The following is a 19008-nucleotide window of genomic DNA, read 5'->3' on the forward strand; positions in this document are numbered from 1 at the left end:
CCGGAATCCCGACGCTTCCGCAGCGTCTTCAGAAGACATTAACGCTGGCCGCCGCACAATCGACGGGTGTTCCCGCATGGGAGCGTTCCTTGCTGCGTGAGCGTCTGGTTCCGACATGTCGCCGATCGAATCCCTCGCCCCGCTTCCGTTCGCCGGCCGTGCCCTGGCCGGCGCGCCGACCCCCTCGTCCGGGCGCGGCGCGGCGACGACCGGGGTGCTGGTGTTCCGCCTGCGCGGCATGCGCTTCGCCTTGCCGGCCTCGCGCGTCGTCAATGTGATGCCGCTGGCGCGCGAGCGCTTCGAGAAGCTCGCCCGCATGGCCCGCACCGGCACGCTGGGCACCAGCGGCCTGCCGCTGATCCGCCTCGCCACCCGGCTCGGCCTTGCCGACGCGCGTGCGCCCGAGCGCGGGGCGCTGGTGCTGTTCGGCAGCGAGGGCAAGGTGCGGGCGACCGCGCTGATCGACGACGAGCCGGTGGCGGCGAACGCCGAAATCCAGCTGATGTCCGCCGACTGGCGCACCCGCTTCGAGCCCTGCGCCGACCTGATCGGCGGGGTGGCGCGGCTGGCCGACGGGCGGCAGGCGGCCATGCTCGACATGAATATCGGCATTTTCGGCCGCAAGGCCGCCGCCCCGGCCGCCATGCCGGGCGCGCATATCATCGTCCGCCGCGCCGGCCACGCGCCGGAGGCGGTGAACCTAGCCGGCCTGCAGGCGATCCGCTGTCCCGGCGAGATCGCCGGCCGCTCCTATCTGCTGCGCTTCGGGCGCGACGGCATGCCGGTGCCGGTCGAGGCCATTCTCGGCCTCGCGCCGGAAGCACGGGAGGACGGCGAAGGCGCCGGCCGCCGCCTTGTCGCCGGCGAGACCAGCTATCCGATCCTGGAGGTAGGCCAGCGGCCGGCGCCGGAACGCGGCGTCGCGCGGGTGCTGGTGGCGATGCCCGAGGGCGCGCCGCGCGAGGCCCTGCGGGCGCTGGTGCGGGCGCTCGGCCACCATGTCTCGCTTGCCGATCACCCGCGCGCGCTCGACCTCGCCGCCGGGCGCTTCGACGTGGTGCTCTACGATGTCGACGCCTATGGGGCGCCGGAGGGCGTCGCATCGGCGCGCGCGCTCTGCCTGGCGCTGACCGCCGGCACCGCGCGGCCGGAAGGCTTCGCCGGGCATCTCGCGCATAGGGACATCGCCCGCCTGCTGGCCGCCGGGCTCGGCTGGGGGCCGCGCGCGGCTTCGTGATCCGTGCCGCGGCGTGCGTATCCGCACGGACCTGCTTCCGCCATCATTCGTGCTAGGCTCGTCCTGCATCACGGCACAACCATCACGGCAGGACATTGAATCGCCCATGCGTCGGGTCGCCCTCGCGAGACTGGTCGGAGCGCTGATCGCGCTGGCCTTCGCCATGGCCGGCCCGATCACCGCCGCGCAGGCGATGGCCCTGCGGATCGTCGCCCCATTGTCGATGGCGGCGATGCCGTGCCATGAGGACGCGAAGGCTGCATCCGTGGCCGCGTCCAGGTCTTCCGGCGCGAGCACGATCCCTGCCAGCACGATCCCCGCGAGCACGATCCCTGCCAGCACGATCCCGGCCGCCATCGGCTCCGCGACGCCGCATGACGGCTCCGGCCGGCTGCACCTGTGCTGCGCGCTCTCCTGCCTGGTGGTGCCGCCGCTGGCGGCAAGCAGCGTCGCCGCCCCGCTCGCCGTCGCGCTCGCGCTCGACAGGCGCCCGACGCCGCGGCTCGACGGCGTCCGCCTCGCCCGGCCGGACCCGCCGCCCCGATACGCCTGAAGCATCGATCGATCCCCGACCTCGCGCCGGACGGCCGCAGCGCCGCCGCGCATCGATCCTATCAGGAGCTATCACATGAACAGCCTTCTCAAGGGCGGCCTCGTTGCCGCCGGCCTTCTCGCGCTTGCCGCGCCGGCCTTCGCCCAGTCCTCCACCATGCCGGCCATGCCGATGCCGGGCATGATGGACCACAGCGCCCATATGGGCGGCGCCGACAGCGCTTCGTCCAAGGCGCTGGAAGCGGCCAATGCCCGCATGCACCAGGGCATGTCGATGCCGATGACCGGCGATGCCGATGTCGATTTCGCGCGCGGCATGATCCCACATCACCAGGGCGCGATCGACATGGCGAAGATCGAGCTGCAATACGGAAAGGACCCGGAACTGCGCAAGCTGGCCGGGGAGATCATCAAGGCGCAGGAGAGCGAGATCGCCTTCCTGAAGGCCTGGCTGGCGAAGCAGGGCAAATAGGCGTCCGAGCCGGGCGACGGAGGGGAGGGGATTCCTCTCCGCCGTCGTGCCGGACGGCCTCGTCCCATGACGTCGCGTGGGGTGGGGGAAGGGCGTGGGGGCGGGGAGGGGCGTGCGCGCCGTCCCGCCCAAATGAAAACCCCGCCTCGCGGCGGGGTTCGATGCTCGGGAAACGCGCCGGCCGCTCAGGCCGGGATGCGCTGTTCCTGCTCGCCCATCTCGCGCAGCACATAGCCGCGGCCCCAGACGGTCTCGATGAAATTATGGCCCTGCGAGGCATTGGCCAGCTTCTTGCGCAGCTTGCAGATGAAGACGTCGATGATCTTCAGCTCCGGCTCGTCCATGCCGCCATAGAGATGGTTGAGGAACATCTCCTTGGTCAGCGTGGTGCCCTTGCGCAGCGAGAGGAGCTCCAGCATCTGGTACTCCTTGCCGGTCAGGTGTACGCGGGCGCCGCCGACTTCCACCGTCTTGGTGTCGAGATTGACCACCAGGTCGCCGGTGGTGATGACCGACTGCGCATGGCCCTTGGACCGGCGCACGATGGCGTGGATGCGTGCCACCAGCTCGTCCTTGTGGAACGGCTTGGTCAGGTAGTCGTCGGCACCGAAGCCGAGGCCCTTCACCTTGTCCTCGATGCCGGCGAGGCCGGAGAGGATGAGGATGGGCGTCTTGACCTTGGCGACGCGCAGGCCCTTCAGCACGTCGTAGCCGGACATATCCGGCAGGTTCAGGTCGAGAAGAATGATGTCGTAGTCATAGAGCTTGCCGAGGTCGACACCCTCTTCGCCGAGATCCGTCGTGTAGACGTTGAAGCTCTCGGACTTGAGCATCAATTCGATGCTCTGCGCGGTCGCGCGGTCGTCCTCGATGAGCAAGACGCGCATGCCAATCCCCTTCCCTCGCCACGGTCCCCGGGGTTTCGGCGCACAATCGGACAACTCCCGTACCGAGCGTCACCCCAACCCCGCGCCCGGCTCGGCACACCGATTCGTCCACTACGATCCATGGGTAACAAATCCAGATTCCCCAGCACAAGCGGGACGAAGAAATTTTCTTCGAGTCTTCCCGCAAGAGACTGGTCAGGAAACAGAATTTTTCGAGCCCATGGCTGGAGTCGAATCTTAAGAAATGCGCTTAAGTGAATCTGGCGACTCGGCTTTCGCGGCGCGGTCGCCGGATCACACCGGACGGTCACCGATCATTAATGAGGCCGGTAAACAAATCGTTTCCAAACCCATGAAGAGTCACCCGAACACCGTCGCCAAGTACCTTTGTCCCGCCTTTCCCCCCGAAAATGTAAGGAAGCGGCAACCTCTGCGCGCGAAGATGGCTCTGCCGCCGCGTAAAGGCGGCTCGACCCGGACGGGTTTTTCGGCGGACGCGTGATGCCGGCCGGTCCGCCGCGGTCCGACAATCGGAGTAACGCCGGCATGAAGTCGCTCGACACCGTCATTCGCCTGAAGCGGTTCCAGGCGGAGGAGAAGCGCCGCCACTTCGCGCAGATCGACTCGATGATCGCCGATTTCGATCGCATGGCCCGCGACCTCGACCGCGAGATCCTCGCCGAGGAGCAGCGCGCCGGCATCAGCGACGCGGGCCATTTCGCCTACCCGACCTATGCCCGCGCCGCCGCCACCCGCCGCGACAACCTGCGCCGCTCGGCCGACGAGCTGAAGGGCCAGCTCGACGAGGCACGCGCGCAGCTCGACATGGCGCTGGACGAGCTCAAGAAGGTCGAGGCGCTGGGCGAGCGCGAGCGCAGCCTGGAGGCCAGCGTCGAGGTGCCGCGTCCCGCCGGCGGGCGCCGCCTGCGCTCCAGCGGCGCGGTGGCCTGAGCGCCATCCGCAACCCCGGATCCCCCGGCCCCAAATCCCCGGCGGCCAGATTGCCTGCGGCCAGATCTATTCGATGATCGGGACATGGCGGGCGGCGCTTCGCGCGAGCGTGCCGTCGAGCCGCGGGTCGTCGACGATCTCCACCGCCCGGCCCACCGGCGTGAAGCCGGACTTCATGTAGAAGCCGACCGCGGCCGGATGGTCGTGGGTGCAGGTATGCACGAAGAAGCGCTCGATCGGGCGGGCGAAGGCGAGGGCGATGGCGCGGTTCATCATCAGGCGGCCGGTGCCCGCCCCGGTCTCGCCGGCCACCAGCCCGAAATAGCCGAGCTCGACCTGGCCCGGCTTGCGTCCGTCGAGTTCGACGAGGCCGATCTCCGCCTCGCCGCGCCTCAGCACATGCACCTCGACCGCCGGGTCGTCGAGGATGGCGGCGAGCGCGCCGTCGGACAGGCGCAGCCGCGAGAACCACAGCCACTCCTCGCCGATGCGACGGAACAGCTGCCGGTACCAGTCCGGCTGCGGGCGCTCCACCTTTTGCAGCACGAGACCGTGATCGGCCGGCTCCGGCAGCGGCGCCGGGCGCGCGCGCATCTCCAGATAGGTGACGATGGCGGCGATCTTGCCGGCCGGAAGCGGCGTCTCGCCGTCGAGATCGAGCAGCGGGGCGGGTTCGGCGGGGAGGCGGGCGTCGCGGGTCATGTCACATGTGCCGGAGGGAGGGCGGCCGGTGGCGGTCTGGACCTTGCCTTAGCAGAGCGGCGCGGCGCAGCATATGGCCGCGGCCTGCCGGCTTCACATCGCCGATTTTTCAGGTAGGTTGCGGATTAATCTAGTTATCACGTCGATACCGAGTAAATTGCATGACGGTCGCGGTGAACATCGAGCAGGTGGGCAAGGATTTCGGCGGCGGCACACCCGCCTTGTCCGACATCTCGCTCGACGTGGCGCCCAGCGAGCTGGTGGCGCTGCTCGGCCCTTCCGGCTCGGGCAAGACCACGCTGCTGCGCATCGTCGCCGGGCTGGAGCAGCCCAGCCGCGGCCGGGTGATGTTCAATGGCGAGGACGCGCTGTCGGTGCCGGTGCGCCGGCGCGGCATCGGCTTCGTGTTCCAGAACTACGCGCTGTTCCGCCATATGACGGTGGCCGACAATGTCGCCTTCGGCCTGCGCTCGCGCCCGCGCGCCGAGCGGCCGGGCGAGAGCGAGATCAGGAAGCGGGTCGGGGATCTCCTCGCCCTCGTGCAGCTGGAATCCTATGGCCACCGTTTTCCGGCCCAGCTCTCCGGCGGCCAGCGCCAGCGGGTGGCGCTGGCGCGCGCGCTCGCCATCGAGCCCAAGGTTCTTCTTCTCGACGAACCGTTCGGCGCGCTGGACGCGCTGGTGCGCAAGGAACTGCGCAAATGGCTGCGCGAACTGCACGACCGCACCGGCCATACCACGCTGTTCGTCACCCATGACCAGGAGGAGGCGCTGGAGCTCGCCGACCGGGTGGTGGTGATGGGCAAGGGCAGGATCGAGCAGATCGGCACGCCCGACGACGTCTATGACCGGCCGGCGAGCGCGGCGGTGTTCGGCTTCATGGGCGAATCCAGCCGCATCGAGGTGAACGTGAAGGGCGGGCTCGCCATTGCCGGCTCCACCGCGATCGCCGCGGCGACGAGCCCGGTGCCGGATGGGCCGGCGCTGCTCTATGTGCGCCCGCACGACGTGGCGATCGGCCTGCCGGGCACGCCGGGCCTGCCGGGCACGGTGCGCGGCTTCCGCCGTCACGGCGCCATCCGCCGGGTCGAGCTCGAGGTCGGCAACGCGCTGTTCGAGGCCGACATCGCCCCGACGGTGCGGGTGCCGATCGGCGAGAAGGTGGCGGTGCGGCTGGAGCGGGCGCGGCTGTTCACCGATGGCCTGCCGGGCACCGATTGCCACGCCCCGCCGGCGCATCAGCCGGGCGATTACGCGATCTGACGGGCCGGTTTCGTTTTCGGCCGGCGCCGTGCGTGCTTCGGAACGCGGGGCTCCGCCCCGATCCACCCGTTAAGCCTTTGCGATGAACGATATTCCGTCATGCCGAGGCGCCGGCCGCATGGCCGGCCTCGAAGCACGCACGCTGCTCATGCGCCTCTAGGGCGTCTTCACCGCAGGCGCTTCCCGGCGCGGTTCGAGCCGCCATACCGTCTCGAATGTCGGCGAATGCCCTTTCAGCCCGCCTTCGACCTCGCGCCGCTGCAGGCGGGTGAGGCCGTGGGTCGCCTCGTAATGCTGCCGGACGTCCGCCTCGGGCACCGCGAAGGGCGGTCCGGCGACGCGCGACTGGTCGTATTCGAAGGTGACGAGAAGCTGCGGCGCCGCGGCGGTTATGTCGAGGAGATGCGCGGCATAGCGCAGGCGCATCTCTTCGGGCAGGGCGACCAGCGCCGCGCGGTCATAGACGGCGTCGACGGCGCCGAGCGTCGGGCGGTCGAGATCGAAAATATTGCCGACGAAGATGGTGAGGCCGTCCGCCTCGAAGCGCGTCAGCGGGCCGGCTTCGCCGATGCGCGGGGTGACGCCGAGCTCGGCGAACAGCTGCTCGACGGCGAGCCGGCTCAGTTCGGCGCCGGCGACCCGATAGCCGTGCTGGAGCAGCCAGTGGATGTCGCGGCTCTTGCCGCACAGCGGCAGGAAGAGGCGGGCGCCCTTGGGCAGGCCGAGCGCCGGCAGGTTGTGGGTGAGCAGCGGATTGGGTTCGGCCTCGTGGAAGGCGATCTCGCCCCGCTGCCATTTGCCATGCCAGAACTGCTCGTCCATCGCCGTGCGCCCTTCATTCCCCAAGCAGCGCATCATAGCCCCCGAGGCCGTGCTTTTCCTACTCAACCTGTTGAGATTGGAACGTTTCTTTCCATCGGGCGGAGCGACCCGATCGAGAACGGTTCTAGCGATCCGTCCGCCGGATGAAGGCGCCGAAGGCGCGCGGGCCGTCGGCCACCGGGAGATCGGCCACGACCTTCAGCGTCGCCGCATCGATCACGCTCAGCGTGTTGGTCTCCCAGTTGGCGACATAGACGAAGGCGCCGTCGCGGCTGGCGGCGATGCCCTCGGGGTATTCGCCGACCGGGATGGTGGCGACGGGCTGGAGCGTCGAGGTGTCGAACACGCTGACCGCGTCGTCATACTGGTCGGTGACGAAGGCGCGCCCCTGCGCCAGCGCCACCGCATAGGGCCGCTTGCCCACCTTCACCGTGCCGAGCACGGCGCGGGTGGCGAGGTCGATCACCGTCACGTCGTTGGAGGCGACGTTGGCGGTGTAGGCGCGCGCGCCCTCCGCATCGATGGTGACGCCGAACGGGCGCTCGCCGACCTCGATGCGGGCGAGGCGCGTGAGGCTTACGGTGTCGATGAGGCTCACCGCGTTGGAATCGCGGTCGGCCGAGACGAGCAGGCGCCCGTCCGGCGTCACCGCGAGGCCCGAGGGCGACTGGCCGACCTCGACGGTGCCGAGGATGCGCCCGGTCACGGCATCGATGGCGAGGACGCGGTGCTGGTACCAGTCCGCGACATAGACGGTGCCGCCGGAGGGATGCACCGCGACGCCGAGCGGGCCGCCGCCGACATCGACGCGGGCGAGGATGGTGCGCCGGGCGGCGTCGACGATGGTGAGCGCCTTGCCGTCCGGCGAGGTGACGAAGGCGCGGGCGCCGTCCGGGGTGACGGCGATGCCGGCCGGCTTGCCGGGGATCGGCAGGGTCGCGACCACCGTGCGGGTCGAAAGATCGACGATGCTCAGCGTTTCCGCCGGCTGCGAGGTGACGAAGGCTTCGTCGGCGCGGGCGGGGAGCGAGGCCGGGGCGGCCAGCAGCGCGGCGGCGAATGTACCGGCAGCCGCCGCGCGAGCGACATGACGCCCTCTCCCGCGGGGGGAGGGTTGGGTGGGGGGATGCGAGCGTACCATTTACATAGGTTCCGCGGAGCCTGCTTTCGACGGCACTTTCCCCTTACCCCAACCCCGTCGGGGAGAGGGGCAGAAGACCTGCGGCGGCTGGAGGCGTCGCGAACGGTGCTTCAGATCGACATCGAGGTCCGGGGAGGGGGCCGCCGCTCGTCATCGCGCAACGGCCGTCGGTCCTGCCCGGCCCTGCGGCCCGGCCTTCGGCGGGGTGTGGGGCGGCCGGTCCCGGCGGCGCCCTTCGGTTCCGCCTTGCCGCCGGAGGTCGGTTGGGGCGATGCGCCGACCCGACCCGGTGCCTCAGCTGCCGCTCTCGACCTTCTTCTTCAGCCCTTCGAGGCCACCCTTGTAGACGCCGGTCACCGCCGCGATCGCCGCCTCGTCGTTCAGCTCCGGCGGCGGGTCGTTGTTGGGGTAGCCGCGATAGAAGGCGCCGCGCCACTCGACCTTCGACTTGGCGCCGCCGTCGACCGGGGTCACGGTGAGCCAGGAGGAGTAGTTGGTGACGGGCAGGACCTTCACGTCCACCTTCTCGATCCGGTACATCAGCATGAACTTCTCGGGCTCGTATTTGGCGACCACCTCGTCGATGGTGCCGCCGCCCTGCAGGGTGAGCGTGCGCTTGGCGTCCACCGCATTGCCGCCGGTGCCCTCGGTCTTGGTGACGGCCGGATGCCAGCTCATGTCCTGGAAATTGCCGAGCACGGCCCAGACCTTGGCCGGCGGTGCGTTGATCTCGATGGTCTCGGTGACCTTCTGGCGGGTCGGGCCATGGGCCTGCGCGCCAGACGAGGCAAAAACGGCGGCGGCGGACAGGGCCGCGGCGACAAGCGTCATCTTCATCATTTCCATCCCGGAGCAGATTTTCGAACCGGACTTCATGTCCGTTGCTCCGCAGTCTAGGGATAGAATCGGCGTTCGTGAACTCTCCCAGGCGTGAAGAATCGACGCGGCCGAATTCTTAGAGAATCTTAAGAAGATTCCTTGAGCACTTTCAGGAACGCCGTGCCGAAGGCTTCCAGCTTGGCGGCGCCGACCCCCTTGATGCCGGCGAGCTCCGAGCGGGTGCGTGGGTGCTCCACCGCCATCTCCTCCAGCGTGCGGTCGGCGAACACCACATAGGCCGGCACGCCGCGCTCGGCGGCGAGCTCGCGGCGCAGCGCCTTCAACCGGCCGAGCAGCGCCGCCTCGGGCGGGGCGAGCTCCGGCGCCTCCGCCCGGCCCGGCCGCTCGCGCTTCACCTTCGAGGGCGCGCGGAGCGTGAAGGCGCGGGTGCCGGCCAGCACCGCCTTGCCGTGATCGGTGAGGTTCAGCGCGCCGAAGCGCTCGACATCGGCATGCAGCGCCCCGGTGGCGACCAGCTGGCGCAGCAGCGCCCGCCATTCGGCGGCCGGCCTATCGGCGCCGGCGCCGAAATCGGCGAGCTTGTCATGGCCGCGGGCGCAGACCTGGTCGGTGCGCTGGCCGGTGACCACGGAGGCGAGATAGGCGGCGCCGAAGCGCTCGCCGGTGGCGCGGGCGAGGCGCAGGACGAGCTCGGCCTGCTTCGAGGCATCCACCACCTTCGGCGGGTCGCGGCAGACGTCGCAGGCGCCGCAGGCCTTGGCGCGCTCGCCGAAATAGCCGAGCAGCACCGCGCGCCGGCACGTCACCGCCTCGCAGAAGCCGACCAGCGCATCGAGCCGGCGGGCTTCCACCAGCTTGCGCTCGGGGGCGGAATTCTCCTCGTCGATGAAGCGGCGGCGGGTGGCGATGTCGCCGGCGGAATAGAGCAGATGCGCCTCGGAGGGCTGGCCGTCGCGGCCGGCGCGGCCGATCTCCTGGTAATAGGCCTCCAGGCTGCCGGGCGCGTCGGCATGCAGCACATAGCGCACGTCGGACTTGTCGATGCCCATGCCGAAGGCGACGGTGGCGACCATGACGATGCCGTCCTCGGCGAGGAAGGCTTCCTGATTGGCCGCGCGGGCCTCCGGCGAGAGCCCGGCATGATAAGGCAGGGCGCGCATGCCGGCCGCGACCAGCCGCTCGGCGGTCTCCTCCACCTTCTTGCGGGAGATGCGGTAGACGATGCCGGCGACGCGGGGGCGCGCCTTGACGAAGCTCTCGATCTGGCGGGCCGGGTCCTTCTTCTCCTCCATGCCGATGAAGATGTTCGGCCGGTCGAAGCCGGAGACGAAGACCCGCGCCTGCCCGCCGAACAGCCGCTCGACGATGTCGCCCTGCGTCGCCTTGTCGGCGGTGGCGGTGAGGGCCACCAGCGGCACCTGCGGGAACATCTCGCGCAGCCGGCCGAGGCCGAGATATTCCGAGCGGAAGGAATGGCCCCATTGCGAGATGCAATGCGCCTCGTCCACCGCGACGAGCCCGAGCTGGAGGCGGGACAGCGCGGAGAGCATGCGCTCGGTCATCAGCCGCTCGGGCGCGAGATAGAGCAGGCGGACCTCGCCGGCGGCAACGCGGCGCCAGATGGCGACATTGTCCTCGCGCGGCTTGCCGGAATGGATGGCCTCGGCGGCCACGCCCTGCAGCTTCAGCGCGTTGACCTGGTCGTCCATCAGCGCGATCAGCGGCGAGATGACGATGGTGAGCCCGCCGAGCGCCAGCGCCGGCAGCTGGTAGCACAGCGACTTGCCGGCGCCGGTGGGCATCACCGCCAGCGTCGGCACGCCGGCGAGCACCGCGTCCACCACCTCCTGCTGGCCGGGGCGGAAGCGGTCGAAGCCGAACACCTCGGCGAGGATCGCCATCTTGCGCGCCTCGACCTCGCGCGGCAGCACGCCGGACCCGTGCGAGGGGGAGGGGGACACCGCCACGTTCATCGCGCGGGGGTTCCGCTGCCACGAGATTCGGCGGCGCGGCCAGATCTCGCGGCGCGAATCGCGGCGGCTGCGCTATGGAGGACGGAGGCGTCGGTCGACATCGGGCGGCGCTTTCCTCGATCACGTGAGGCGTGAGCCTTTTCCCGATCGGCACAGGTCGCCGGTCGGGCAAGGCGCAGGCGGAGAATCAGTGCGCATGGCGCTGGAGCTGACCTTCGGTTTAACCCTAGTCGCGCTGCTGTTCGAGGCCGCTATCGGCTATCCGGGCATCCTGTACGAGCGGATGGGCCATCCGGTGATGTGGGCGGGGCGGCTGATCGACTTCCTCGACAGCCGCTTCAACCTCGATGACGACCCGCCGCGCGAGCGCAGGATCGCCGGCATCGTGTCGCTGGCGGCGCTGCTCCTGGTATGCGCCGGGGCGGGGCTGATCGCGCAGAAGGCGCTGCTGCTGATCCCGCTCGGGTTCGTCTGGGTCGCGTTTCTCGGCTCGACGCTGCTGGCCCAGCGCAGCCTCCACGAGCATGTGGCACGGGTGGCCACGGGGCTCGATGCCGGCCTTGCCGAGGGGCGGGCGGCGGTGTCGATGATCGTCGGGCGCGATCCCGATGCGCTGGACGAGGCGGGAGTGTCGCGGGCGGCGATCGAGAGCCTGGCGGAGAACTTCTCCGACGGCATCGTCGCCCCGGCCTTATGGATGGCGGTGGCCGGGCTGCCGGGCATCTGCCTCTACAAGGCGGCGAACACCGCCGACAGCATGATCGGCCACCGCAACGCGCGCTTCACCGATTTCGGCTGGGCGGCGGCGCGGTTCGACGACCTGGTCAACCTGCCGGCCTCGCGGCTGGCCGGCGGGCTGATCGTGGCGGCGGCCCTGCTGATGCCGGGCGCCTCCGCGAAGGGGGCGTGGACGGCGCTGCGCCGCGATGCGCGCCACCACCGCTCGCCCAATGCCGGCTGGCCGGAGGCGGCGCTGGCCGGGGCGCTCGGCATCGCGCTGGCCGGGCCGCGCGTCTATGGTGGGCGGCTGGTGGCGGACGGCTTCATGGGCACCGGCGGGCGGCGCGACTGCACGGCGGACGACATCCGCCGGGCGCTGCGGCTGTACCGGATCGCCGACGGCCTGCTGATCGCGCTCGCGGCCGCGGGGGCGGCGCTGTTCTGGGCGTTCTGAGGCGGGCGGCGGCAGGACGGCCGAGCCGGACGGCACCGGCTCACGGCGCTCGCCGCTCCGCTTTCGTGACCGGCCGCGACCGGGATCGTCAAAGAAACGCGCGGGTTCCGGCGTCCGATGGCGGCTTCCGAAACGGGAGGCGACAATGACCAAATTAGCTCTCTACGTGCCGCTGCAGGCGAAGCCGGGCAAGGAGAACGAGGTCGCGGATTTCCTGCGCTCGGCCTTGCCGCTCGTCGATGCGGAGGCGGGTACCGTCAGCTGGTTCGCCATTCAGGAAGGGCCTTCGTCCTTCGCCATCTTCGACACGTTCGACGACGAAGGCGGACGGGAGGCGCATCTCAACGGCAAGGTCGCGGCGGCGCTGATGGAGAAGGTGAGGCAGGGCGAGCTGTTCGCCAAGCCGCCGGAAATCTTCAAGCTCGGCATCCTCGCGGACAAGCTGCCGAAATGACGCCCGCCGCCGGCCGCCCGGCCTATCCCGGACGCGCGATCTCCAGCAGCCGGTCGAGATCCATGTGGCGGGAAAGATGCTCGGCGAGGGCGTCCAGCGTCGCCTCGACGCCGGCCTCGTAGTCGAGGCCGCTCGGGGCGGCGCCGAGACGGGCGAGCCAGGCGGAGCGCTGGCGGTCGTCGGCGAACAGGCCGTGCGCATAGGTGCCGACGATGCGGCCGTCGGCCGAGATCGCGCCCTCCGGCGAGGGAGCGTCGGGGTTGGCGCCGTCGATATGGGCGAAGGGGCGGGCGCGGTCCTCGCCCTCGGTGGCGCCCATGTGCATCTCGTAGCCGTGGAAGGGCATGCCGTCGGCGCTGACCCCGGTAATGGCGATCAGCCGCTTTTCCGGCGTCAGCACGGTGTCGACGGCCAGCAGGCCGAGGCCCGGCACCTTGCCGGCCGGGCCTTCATAGCCGGAGGGATCGTCGATGGTACGGCCGAGCATCTGGTAGCCGCCGCACAGGCCGAGCACCCGCCCGCCGCGCCGCGCATGCGCGGCGATGTCGATGTCCCAGCCGGCGCGGCGCAGGTCGGCGAGATCGGCGATGGTGGATTTCGAGCCGGGCAGGATGACGAGGTCGACATCGCCCGGCAGCACCTGGCCGTCGCGCAGGCGGATGAGATCGACGGCCGGCTCGGCCTCCAGCGGGTCGAGATCGTCGAAATTGGAGATGCGCGGCAGGATCGGCACCGCGATGCGCAGCCTCGCGCCCGGCTTGCGGGCGGGGGCGACGTCGAGCGCGGCGGCGTCCTCGGCCGGCAGCCGGACGGCGTCGTGGAAGAACGGCACGAGGCCGAGCGCCTCCCATCCGGTGCGGCGGGCGATCTCCTCCATGCCGGGGGCGAACAGCTTCGGGTCGCCGCGGAAGCGGTTGACGAGGAAGCCGCGGATCATCGCCGCGTCGGCGGGGTCGATCACCGCCCGCGTGCCGACCAGGCTGGCGATGACGCCGCCGCGGTCGATGTCGCCGATGAGGATCACCGGCACGCCGGCGGCGCGGGCGAAGCCCATATTGGCGATGTCGCCGGCGCGCAGGTTGATCTCCGAGGCCGAGCCGGCGCCCTCCACCAGGATGAGGTCGGCCTCGGCCCTCAGCCTGCCGAAGCTGTCCAGCACCGAGGCGAGCAGCGCCGGCTTGAGCTTCTGGTACTCGGCGGCGCGGGCATTGCCGCGCGAGCGGCCCTGCACCACGATCTGCGAGCCCATCTCGCTCTGCGGCTTCAGCAGCACCGGGTTCATGTGGACGCTGGGGGCCACGAAGGCGGCGCGGGCCTGCAGCGCCTGCGCGCGGCCGATCTCGCCGCCGTCTGCGGTGACGGCGGCGTTGTTCGACATGTTCTGCGGCTTGAAGGGACGCACCCGCAGCCCGCGCCGGGCGAAGGCGCGGGCGAGGCCGGCGACGATCAGCGACTTGCCGACATCCGAGCCGGTGCCCTGGAACATCAGTGCCAGCGGACCCGCGAAGGCGCTCATCGGGCGCCCCCGCGGGACATATGCGCCGGCGGCGCGGCGATCAGAAGCGGCCGGATTCCAGATATTCGACCCGGCGTTCGAGATTGGCCTCGCGCACCATGGACGGGATCAGGAACAGGTCGATGATCTGGCCGATGCCGAGAAGGCCGAAGGTGAGCAGCCATAGCGCGCCGGTCCAGTAGCGGCCGGCATAGAAGCGCTGGATGCCGCACACGCCGATGAGGCAGAAGAACCAGAAAATATAGGCGACGGGTGTCGAGCGCATCGCAGCGCGTCTCCATCTCAAAGCCACGCCGCGGGAGCCGGCGTCGGAGTCGAGATAGGAACGACGCTGCGGAATTTCGAGGGCGGCGCGGCGGGGCAGCCGCCGAAATCGGCGGCATCATCAGAATTCGATGCCCTTCTGCGCCTTCACCCCGGCTTTGAAATGGTGCTTCACCAGCGCCATCTCGGTGACGAGGTCGGCGGCCTCGACCAGTTCCGGCTTGGCGTTGCGGCCGGTGACGACGATGTGGAGGCCCTCGCGGCGGGCAGCGAGCGTGGCGACCACCTCGTCGAGGGGGAGGTAATCGTAGCGCAGGGCGATGTTGAGCTCGTCGAGGATGACGAGGCCGATTCCGGGGTCGGCCATCAGTTCCTGCGCCTTCTCCCAGGCGCGGGCGCAGGCGGCGATGTCGCGGGCCTTGTCCTGCGTCTCCCAGGTGAAGCCCTCGCCCATGACGTGCCATTCGACGCGCGGGCCGAAGGTGAGGAGCGCGTCGCGCTCGGCCGAATGCCAGGCGCCCTTGATGAACTGCACGACGCCGACGCGGCCGCCGATTCCCTCGTCGGGATGGCCGAGCACCCGCAGCGCGAGGCCGAAGGCGGCGGTCGACTTGCCCTTGCCGGGGCCGGTATGGACGATGAGCAGGCCCTTCTCGACGGATTTCGACGCCACTTCGGCGTCCTGCACCGCCTTGCGCTTCGCCATCTTCTCGCGATGGCGCGCCGCGTCCTCCGGCGTGATCCCCGAATGCGCGATCTCGGCGGGCAGCAGGTCGGGCCGGGTTTCGATCATGGCGTCACCTTCACGGGCGCTTAACCGGCACCGGAATGCCGGCGACCATGAGCACCACCTCGTCGGCCAGCGCGGCGATCCGCTGGTTGAGCCGCCCCTGCGCGTCGCGAAAGCGGCGGGCGAGCGCGTTGTCCGGCACGATGCCGAGGCCCACTTCGTTCGACACGATCACCAGCGGGCCGTCATGGGCGAGCAGCGCCGCTTCCAGCACCGCCGATTCCATGTCGAGATCGGCATCCGCCAGCATGCGGTTGGAGAGCCACAGCGTCAGGCAGTCGATGAGGACCGGCGCGCTGGCCGGCAGGTCGGACAGCGTGGCCGCGAGAGCGTGCGGGGCGTCGCGCGTGTGCCAGCCCTCGCCGCGGCGGGCGCGGTGCACGACGATGCGGTCCGTCATCTCGGTATCGTAGGCCTCCGCCGTGGCGAGGTAGAACCACGGCGGAGGGAACTGCTCCACCCGCGTCTCGGCATGGCGGCTCTTTCCCGAACGCGCGCCGCCGAGGACGAGGGTGATGGGCATGGCGCCGCCTCGCTGCCTCAGGCCGTGCGGGCGCCGAGGCGCGGACGCAGCCAGCCGGAAAGGCCGCCGAGCAGCACCCAGAACAGGAAGCTCGCCGCCACCGAGGCGACGACGAAGCTGTGATGCAGCGATTCCGGGATCGGGCTGTCATGGCTCGCCGGCTGCGGCGCGCCGACGACATGCGGGGCGAGGATAAGCGCGACGCCCAGCGCCGCCAGCAGCGGCGAGCGGCCGAACACCATCAGCGCGAGGCCGGCCGCGGTGGCGGCGGCGGTGCCGACCCACCAGATCTGCCGGTCCATGAGATCGGCGGCCGGCATCGCCGGCAGCTCCGGCGGCAGGCCGAGGCCGGGGGCGAGGGTGAACACCGCGAAGCCGGCAAGGCCCCACAGCACGCCTTCGCGCCAGCTGGACACGCCGCCCTTCAGCTCGCTCGCCGCCACCAGCAGCAGGCCGAAGCCGAAGGCGGTCAGGATGGTGGCGAGGAGCGTATAGGTGTTGCGCTCGAAGCCGTCGGCGGGCGCCCATTCGTCGCCGTCGCCGTGATCATGGGCCGGCGCGGCGGCGTCATGGGCGTGCGCGGATTCCAAAGCGTGCGTGGTGCCGCCGGCCACGGTCGTGCCGTGGTCATGGGCGGCGGGCGCCGCCTCGGCAGCCGCCGGGACTGCAGTCGCCGGGACTTCGGCGTTCTCGAAGGTCTCGGCCTCGAGGATCAGCGGCACGGTGGTGGTGAGATGGACGGCGGTGGTGACGACGCCGGTCGTCAGGCCCGCCACGACCGCGACGAGCAGAATGGTCCTGAACAAAGACATGGAAGTTCCCCTCAGTGGCAGGGGAAAGCGTTGGCGTGGCGCACGTCGTGCGTCGCATTGTGCGCGGCGGCGATGTGGGAGAAGCCGACGCCGCCGATCACGAAGACGCCGAGCAGGGCGGCGAAGGTGATGGCGAGCGCGCGCGAGGCCGGGGTCTCGATGGCGGTTTCAGTGGCGGAATGCGGACGGGAAGCGTGGACGCTCATGACGGTCTCCTTGATGCCCTCCACCCGAGGGCCAGGGGTTAGGTCGACGGCCGGTCTCCTGGCTTGCGGGTCGTCGCCTCGTCCCTCCGCCTTCCCGGCGCGGACGCCAGTGGCCAGTAGAGGAAGGCTCGCCGCTTACAGTTGCGGGGGCAGCCACGGATTCGGCCGTTCTCCCCAGGGAGACCGGCCCCACCGCGTTCCCGTCTTGCGTCCCGTGCGAACCACGGGAACCGTCGACTGGGTCCAACTATACCGGCCCGCGGGGGCGCCGCAATGGCAAACTCCGCCGGCCTGGCCGGCGCCTCGGGACGCGATTTGCCGGGGCCGACGCCGATGACGGCTCGCCCGGAGGCCGTGGCGCTCGCATCCGCCCGCGTTGACATTCCCCCGCGGCGCTCCTTTAGTGGCGGCGACCGACGGTTCCTTCCCCTTGCCGGGAGGGACGAAGAGGGAATGCGGTGAGGCGGGCCACGCGAGCGGCCGGCCGATTCCGCGGCTGCCCCCGCAACTGTAAGCGGCGAGCCCGAGCCACAGGCCACTGGAGCGATCCGGGAAGGCGGCGATGAGGGCGACGACCCGCGAGCCAGGAGACCTGCCGACGGTTCGGTCGCGTTTGCCGGCGGGGTGCCCGGCGGGCGGGTGATGCCGCCGTCCTTCTCAGGTTCGGGCGGCTTGCGCGGGAAGCCTCCCGCGACCGGCGCGCCCCGAATCGCCATCGAGCCGTCGGAGACGCCCGCATGACCACCCCTGCCACCAGCCTCGCCCGCGTGCCCTGCACCATCGTCACCGGCTTCCTCGGCGCCGGCAAGACGACGCTGATCCGCCATGTGCTGGAGAATGCCGGCGGCCGACGGCTGGCGGTGATCGTCAACGAGTTCGGCGATGTCGGCATAGACGGCGAGATCCTCAGGGGCTGCGGCATCGAGAGCTGCCCGGAGGAGAACGTCGTCGAGCTGGCCAATGGCTGCATCTGCTGCACGGTGGCCGATGATTTCGTGCCGGCGCTCGACCTCATCCTGTCCCGCGTGCCGAGGGTCGACCATATCCTGATCGAGACCTCCGGCCTCGCGCTGCCCAAGCCGCTGGTGCAGGCCTTCCACTGGCCGGCGATCAGGAGCCGGGTGACGGTGGACGGCGTGGTCGCAGTGGTCGACGGCGAGGCGCTGGCCGCCGGCCGGGTGGCGCATGACCATGACGCGCTGGCCGAGCAGCGCAGCGCCGATGCCTCGCTCGACCATGACGACCCGATCGAGGAAGTGTTCGACGACCAGATCGCCTGCGCCGACCTGGTGGTGATGACCAAGGCCGACCTGATCGACGAGGCCGGCGCCGCCCGCGCCCGCGCCGCGCTCGATGCCGAGCTGCCGGCCGGCGTCCGGGTGGTGAACGTGACCGGCGGCCGGCTCGACCCGGCGGTGCTGCTCGGGCTCGGGATCGGCACCGAGGACGACATCGAGAACCGCCGCACCCATCACGACGACGAGCTCGACCACGACCATGACGATTTCGACAGCTTCATCGTCGAGGTGCCGGAGATCGACGATCCGGCGGAGTTCTCCGCACGGGTGGCGAAGGCGGCCGAGGCGGCGGATGTGCTGCGGGTGAAGGGCTTCCTCGCGGTGTCCGGCAAGCCGATGCGGCTGCTGGTGCAGGCGGTCGGGCCGCGCGTCGCGCATCATTACGACCGGCCGTGGGCCGCCGGCGAGCGCGCCGGGCGGCTGGTGGCGATCGGCCTCAAGGGGCTCGACCGGGCGAAGGTGGAGGGCATCCTCGCCGGCGTGGTCGAGGCGGCCTGAGGGCGTTCCATGGAGAGGCGCACGCCCGAGCTGGTGCTGTTCGACATGGACGACGTGCTGTGCCGCTCCGACAAGGTGGCGCGCGTCGCGGAACTGGCGCGGCTCGGCGGGCGCACGCCGGAGGCGATCTTCGCCGACATCTGGGGCAGCGGCTTCGACGGGCTGGCCGATGCGGGGCTCATCGATGTCGACACCTATCTCCGGGGCTATGGCGAGCGCGTCGGCTATCCGCTGACCGTCGACGAATGGGTGGCGGTGCGCGCGGCCTCGATGACGCCGTCGCCCGCCGTGCTGGAACTGGTGGCGCGGGTGAAGCGGCATGCCCGCATCGCCGTGCTCACCAACAATACGCGGCTGGTGACCGACCATATTGCGGCGATGTTTCCCGCGCTGGTCCCGCTGTTCGGCGCCGACATCTACCCTTCCGCCCGCTTCAGCGCCGCCAAGCCGAGCCCGGCCTGCTACCTCGGCTGCCTCGCCACGCTGGGCGTGGTGCCGGAAGCGGCGCTGTTCGTCGACGACCTCGAGGCGAATGTCGACGGCGCCCGCGCGGCGGGGCTGGACGCGGAGCGCTTCACCACGCCGGAGGCGCTCGCCGAGGCGCTGGCGCGGCGCGGCCTGATCCGGGCCTGAG

21 protein-coding genes and 2 riboswitches are annotated in these 19008 nt (G+C 70.6%); of the genes, 9 read left to right on the forward strand and 12 right to left on the reverse strand.

Annotated elements, in window-relative coordinates; all coding sequences use genetic code 11:
- Nucleotides 1–115 precede the first annotated feature (115 nt).
- From AC1RU4_RS00115 to copM, 3 genes are all read left to right on the forward strand, one after another.
- The gene (locus AC1RU4_RS00115) at nt 116–1237 is read left to right on the forward strand and encodes a chemotaxis protein CheW (protein ID WP_492888946.1); all 1122 of its coding nucleotides are present in this window, start codon (nt 116–118) and stop codon (nt 1235–1237) included.
- A gap of 106 nt (nt 1238–1343) precedes the next feature.
- Nucleotides 1344–1790: a hypothetical protein gene (locus tag AC1RU4_RS00120; RefSeq protein ID WP_492888947.1), complete on the forward strand. Its 447-nt coding sequence runs from the start codon at nt 1344–1346 to the stop codon at nt 1788–1790.
- A gap of 75 nt (nt 1791–1865) precedes the next feature.
- Nucleotides 1866–2261: a CopM family metallochaperone gene (gene copM, locus AC1RU4_RS00125; protein ID WP_492888948.1), complete on the forward strand. Its 396-nt coding sequence runs from the start codon at nt 1866–1868 to the stop codon at nt 2259–2261.
- 185 nt (nt 2262–2446) lie between these two features.
- Here copM and ctrA read toward each other — a convergent pair whose 3' ends face one another.
- Nucleotides 2447–3148 (reverse strand): response regulator transcription factor CtrA, encoded by a 702-nt coding sequence (gene ctrA / locus AC1RU4_RS00130; protein WP_492888949.1) that lies wholly within the window; start codon nt 3146–3148, stop codon nt 2447–2449.
- Nucleotides 3149–3694: 546 nt separating this feature from the next.
- On the opposite strand from ctrA, the gene AC1RU4_RS00135 reads away from it, so the two are divergent.
- Nucleotides 3695–4099: a flagellar export protein FliJ gene (locus AC1RU4_RS00135; RefSeq protein ID WP_492888950.1), complete on the forward strand. Its 405-nt coding sequence runs from the start codon at nt 3695–3697 to the stop codon at nt 4097–4099.
- 66 nt (nt 4100–4165) lie between these two features.
- Here the strand turns inward: AC1RU4_RS00135 and AC1RU4_RS00140 are convergent, their stop codons facing one another.
- Nucleotides 4166–4801, reverse strand: coding sequence for a GNAT family N-acetyltransferase (locus tag AC1RU4_RS00140; RefSeq protein WP_492888951.1), 636 nt, complete (start codon nt 4799–4801; stop codon nt 4166–4168).
- A 161-nt stretch (nt 4802–4962) separates the two neighbouring features.
- Here AC1RU4_RS00140 and AC1RU4_RS00145 point away from each other — a divergent pair, with 161 nt between their 5' ends.
- Entirely contained in the window at nt 4963–6063 is a 1101-nt protein-coding gene (locus AC1RU4_RS00145) for a sulfate/molybdate ABC transporter ATP-binding protein (RefSeq protein WP_492888952.1), read from the forward strand.
- 156 nt (nt 6064–6219) lie between these two features.
- Here AC1RU4_RS00145 and tmpT read toward each other — a convergent pair whose 3' ends face one another.
- The 4 genes from tmpT to recQ form a co-directional block, all read right to left on the reverse strand.
- On the reverse strand, nt 6220–6885 hold the full coding sequence (gene tmpT, locus AC1RU4_RS00150) for a thiopurine S-methyltransferase (RefSeq protein WP_492888953.1): 666 nt from the start codon (nt 6883–6885) through the stop codon (nt 6220–6222).
- 124 nt (nt 6886–7009) lie between these two features.
- Entirely contained in the window at nt 7010–8026 is a 1017-nt protein-coding gene (locus tag AC1RU4_RS00155; protein ID WP_492888954.1) for a YVTN family beta-propeller repeat protein, read from the reverse strand.
- A 294-nt stretch (nt 8027–8320) separates the two neighbouring features.
- The gene (locus AC1RU4_RS00160) at nt 8321–8863 is read right to left on the reverse strand and encodes an SRPBCC family protein (RefSeq protein ID WP_492888955.1); all 543 of its coding nucleotides are present in this window, start codon (nt 8861–8863) and stop codon (nt 8321–8323) included.
- Between the two features lie 128 nt (nt 8864–8991).
- Complete coding sequence (gene recQ, locus AC1RU4_RS00165; RefSeq protein WP_492888956.1) at nt 8992–10839, reverse strand: DNA helicase RecQ; 1848 nt, start codon at nt 10837–10839, stop codon at nt 8992–8994.
- 196 nt (nt 10840–11035) lie between these two features.
- Between recQ and cbiB the strand changes: the two genes are divergently transcribed.
- Both cbiB and AC1RU4_RS00175 read left to right on the forward strand, forming a co-directional pair.
- Nucleotides 11036–12013, forward strand: coding sequence for an adenosylcobinamide-phosphate synthase CbiB (gene cbiB, locus AC1RU4_RS00170; RefSeq protein WP_492888957.1), 978 nt, complete (start codon nt 11036–11038; stop codon nt 12011–12013).
- 145 nt (nt 12014–12158) lie between these two features.
- Nucleotides 12159–12467: a putative quinol monooxygenase gene (locus AC1RU4_RS00175; protein WP_492888958.1), complete on the forward strand. Its 309-nt coding sequence runs from the start codon at nt 12159–12161 to the stop codon at nt 12465–12467.
- Nucleotides 12468–12489: 22 nt separating this feature from the next.
- On the opposite strand, the gene AC1RU4_RS00180 is transcribed toward AC1RU4_RS00175, so the two are convergent.
- The 6 genes from AC1RU4_RS00180 to AC1RU4_RS00205 all read right to left on the reverse strand — a co-directional run bounded on the left by AC1RU4_RS00180 (nt 12490) and on the right by AC1RU4_RS00205 (nt 16578).
- Nucleotides 12490–13983 carry a cobyric acid synthase gene (locus AC1RU4_RS00180; protein WP_492888959.1) on the reverse strand — a complete coding sequence of 498 codons (1494 nt, stop codon included), beginning with the start codon at nt 13981–13983 and terminating at the stop codon, nt 12490–12492.
- A gap of 40 nt (nt 13984–14023) precedes the next feature.
- The gene (locus AC1RU4_RS00185) at nt 14024–14248 is read right to left on the reverse strand and encodes an NINE protein (RefSeq protein ID WP_492888960.1); all 225 of its coding nucleotides are present in this window, start codon (nt 14246–14248) and stop codon (nt 14024–14026) included.
- Nucleotides 14249–14368: 120 nt separating this feature from the next.
- Complete coding sequence (cobO, locus tag AC1RU4_RS00190) at nt 14369–15040, reverse strand: cob(I)yrinic acid a,c-diamide adenosyltransferase (RefSeq protein ID WP_492888961.1); 672 nt, start codon at nt 15038–15040, stop codon at nt 14369–14371.
- Nucleotides 15041–15050: 10 nt separating this feature from the next.
- Nucleotides 15051–15560 (reverse strand): bifunctional adenosylcobinamide kinase/adenosylcobinamide-phosphate guanylyltransferase, encoded by a 510-nt coding sequence (gene cobU / locus AC1RU4_RS00195; protein WP_492888962.1) that lies wholly within the window; start codon nt 15558–15560, stop codon nt 15051–15053.
- A 17-nt stretch (nt 15561–15577) separates the two neighbouring features.
- A complete protein-coding gene (locus AC1RU4_RS00200) occupies nt 15578–16372 on the reverse strand; it encodes a CbtA family protein (protein ID WP_492888963.1) in 795 nt (264 codons plus the stop codon).
- An 11-nt stretch (nt 16373–16383) separates the two neighbouring features.
- Nucleotides 16384–16578, reverse strand: a complete 195-nt coding sequence (locus AC1RU4_RS00205; protein ID WP_492888964.1) for a CbtB domain-containing protein — start codon at nt 16576–16578, stop codon at nt 16384–16386.
- Between the two features lie 31 nt (nt 16579–16609).
- Nucleotides 16610–16828: riboswitch (cobalamin riboswitch) on the reverse strand.
- 150 nt (nt 16829–16978) lie between these two features.
- Nucleotides 16979–17192: riboswitch (cobalamin riboswitch) on the forward strand.
- A 123-nt stretch (nt 17193–17315) separates the two neighbouring features.
- Between AC1RU4_RS00205 and cobW the strand changes: the two genes are divergently transcribed.
- Nucleotides 17316–18374 carry a cobalamin biosynthesis protein CobW gene (cobW, locus tag AC1RU4_RS00210; protein ID WP_492888965.1) on the forward strand — a complete coding sequence of 353 codons (1059 nt, stop codon included), beginning with the start codon at nt 17316–17318 and terminating at the stop codon, nt 18372–18374.
- A 9-nt stretch (nt 18375–18383) separates the two neighbouring features.
- Nucleotides 18384–19007 (forward strand): HAD family hydrolase, encoded by a 624-nt coding sequence (locus tag AC1RU4_RS00215; RefSeq protein ID WP_492888966.1) that lies wholly within the window; start codon nt 18384–18386, stop codon nt 19005–19007.
- The last annotated feature ends 1 nt before the right edge of the window (nt 19008 follow it).

It is taken from the genome of Ancylobacter sp. GW821-FHT10E12 (genome assembly GCF_058809335.1).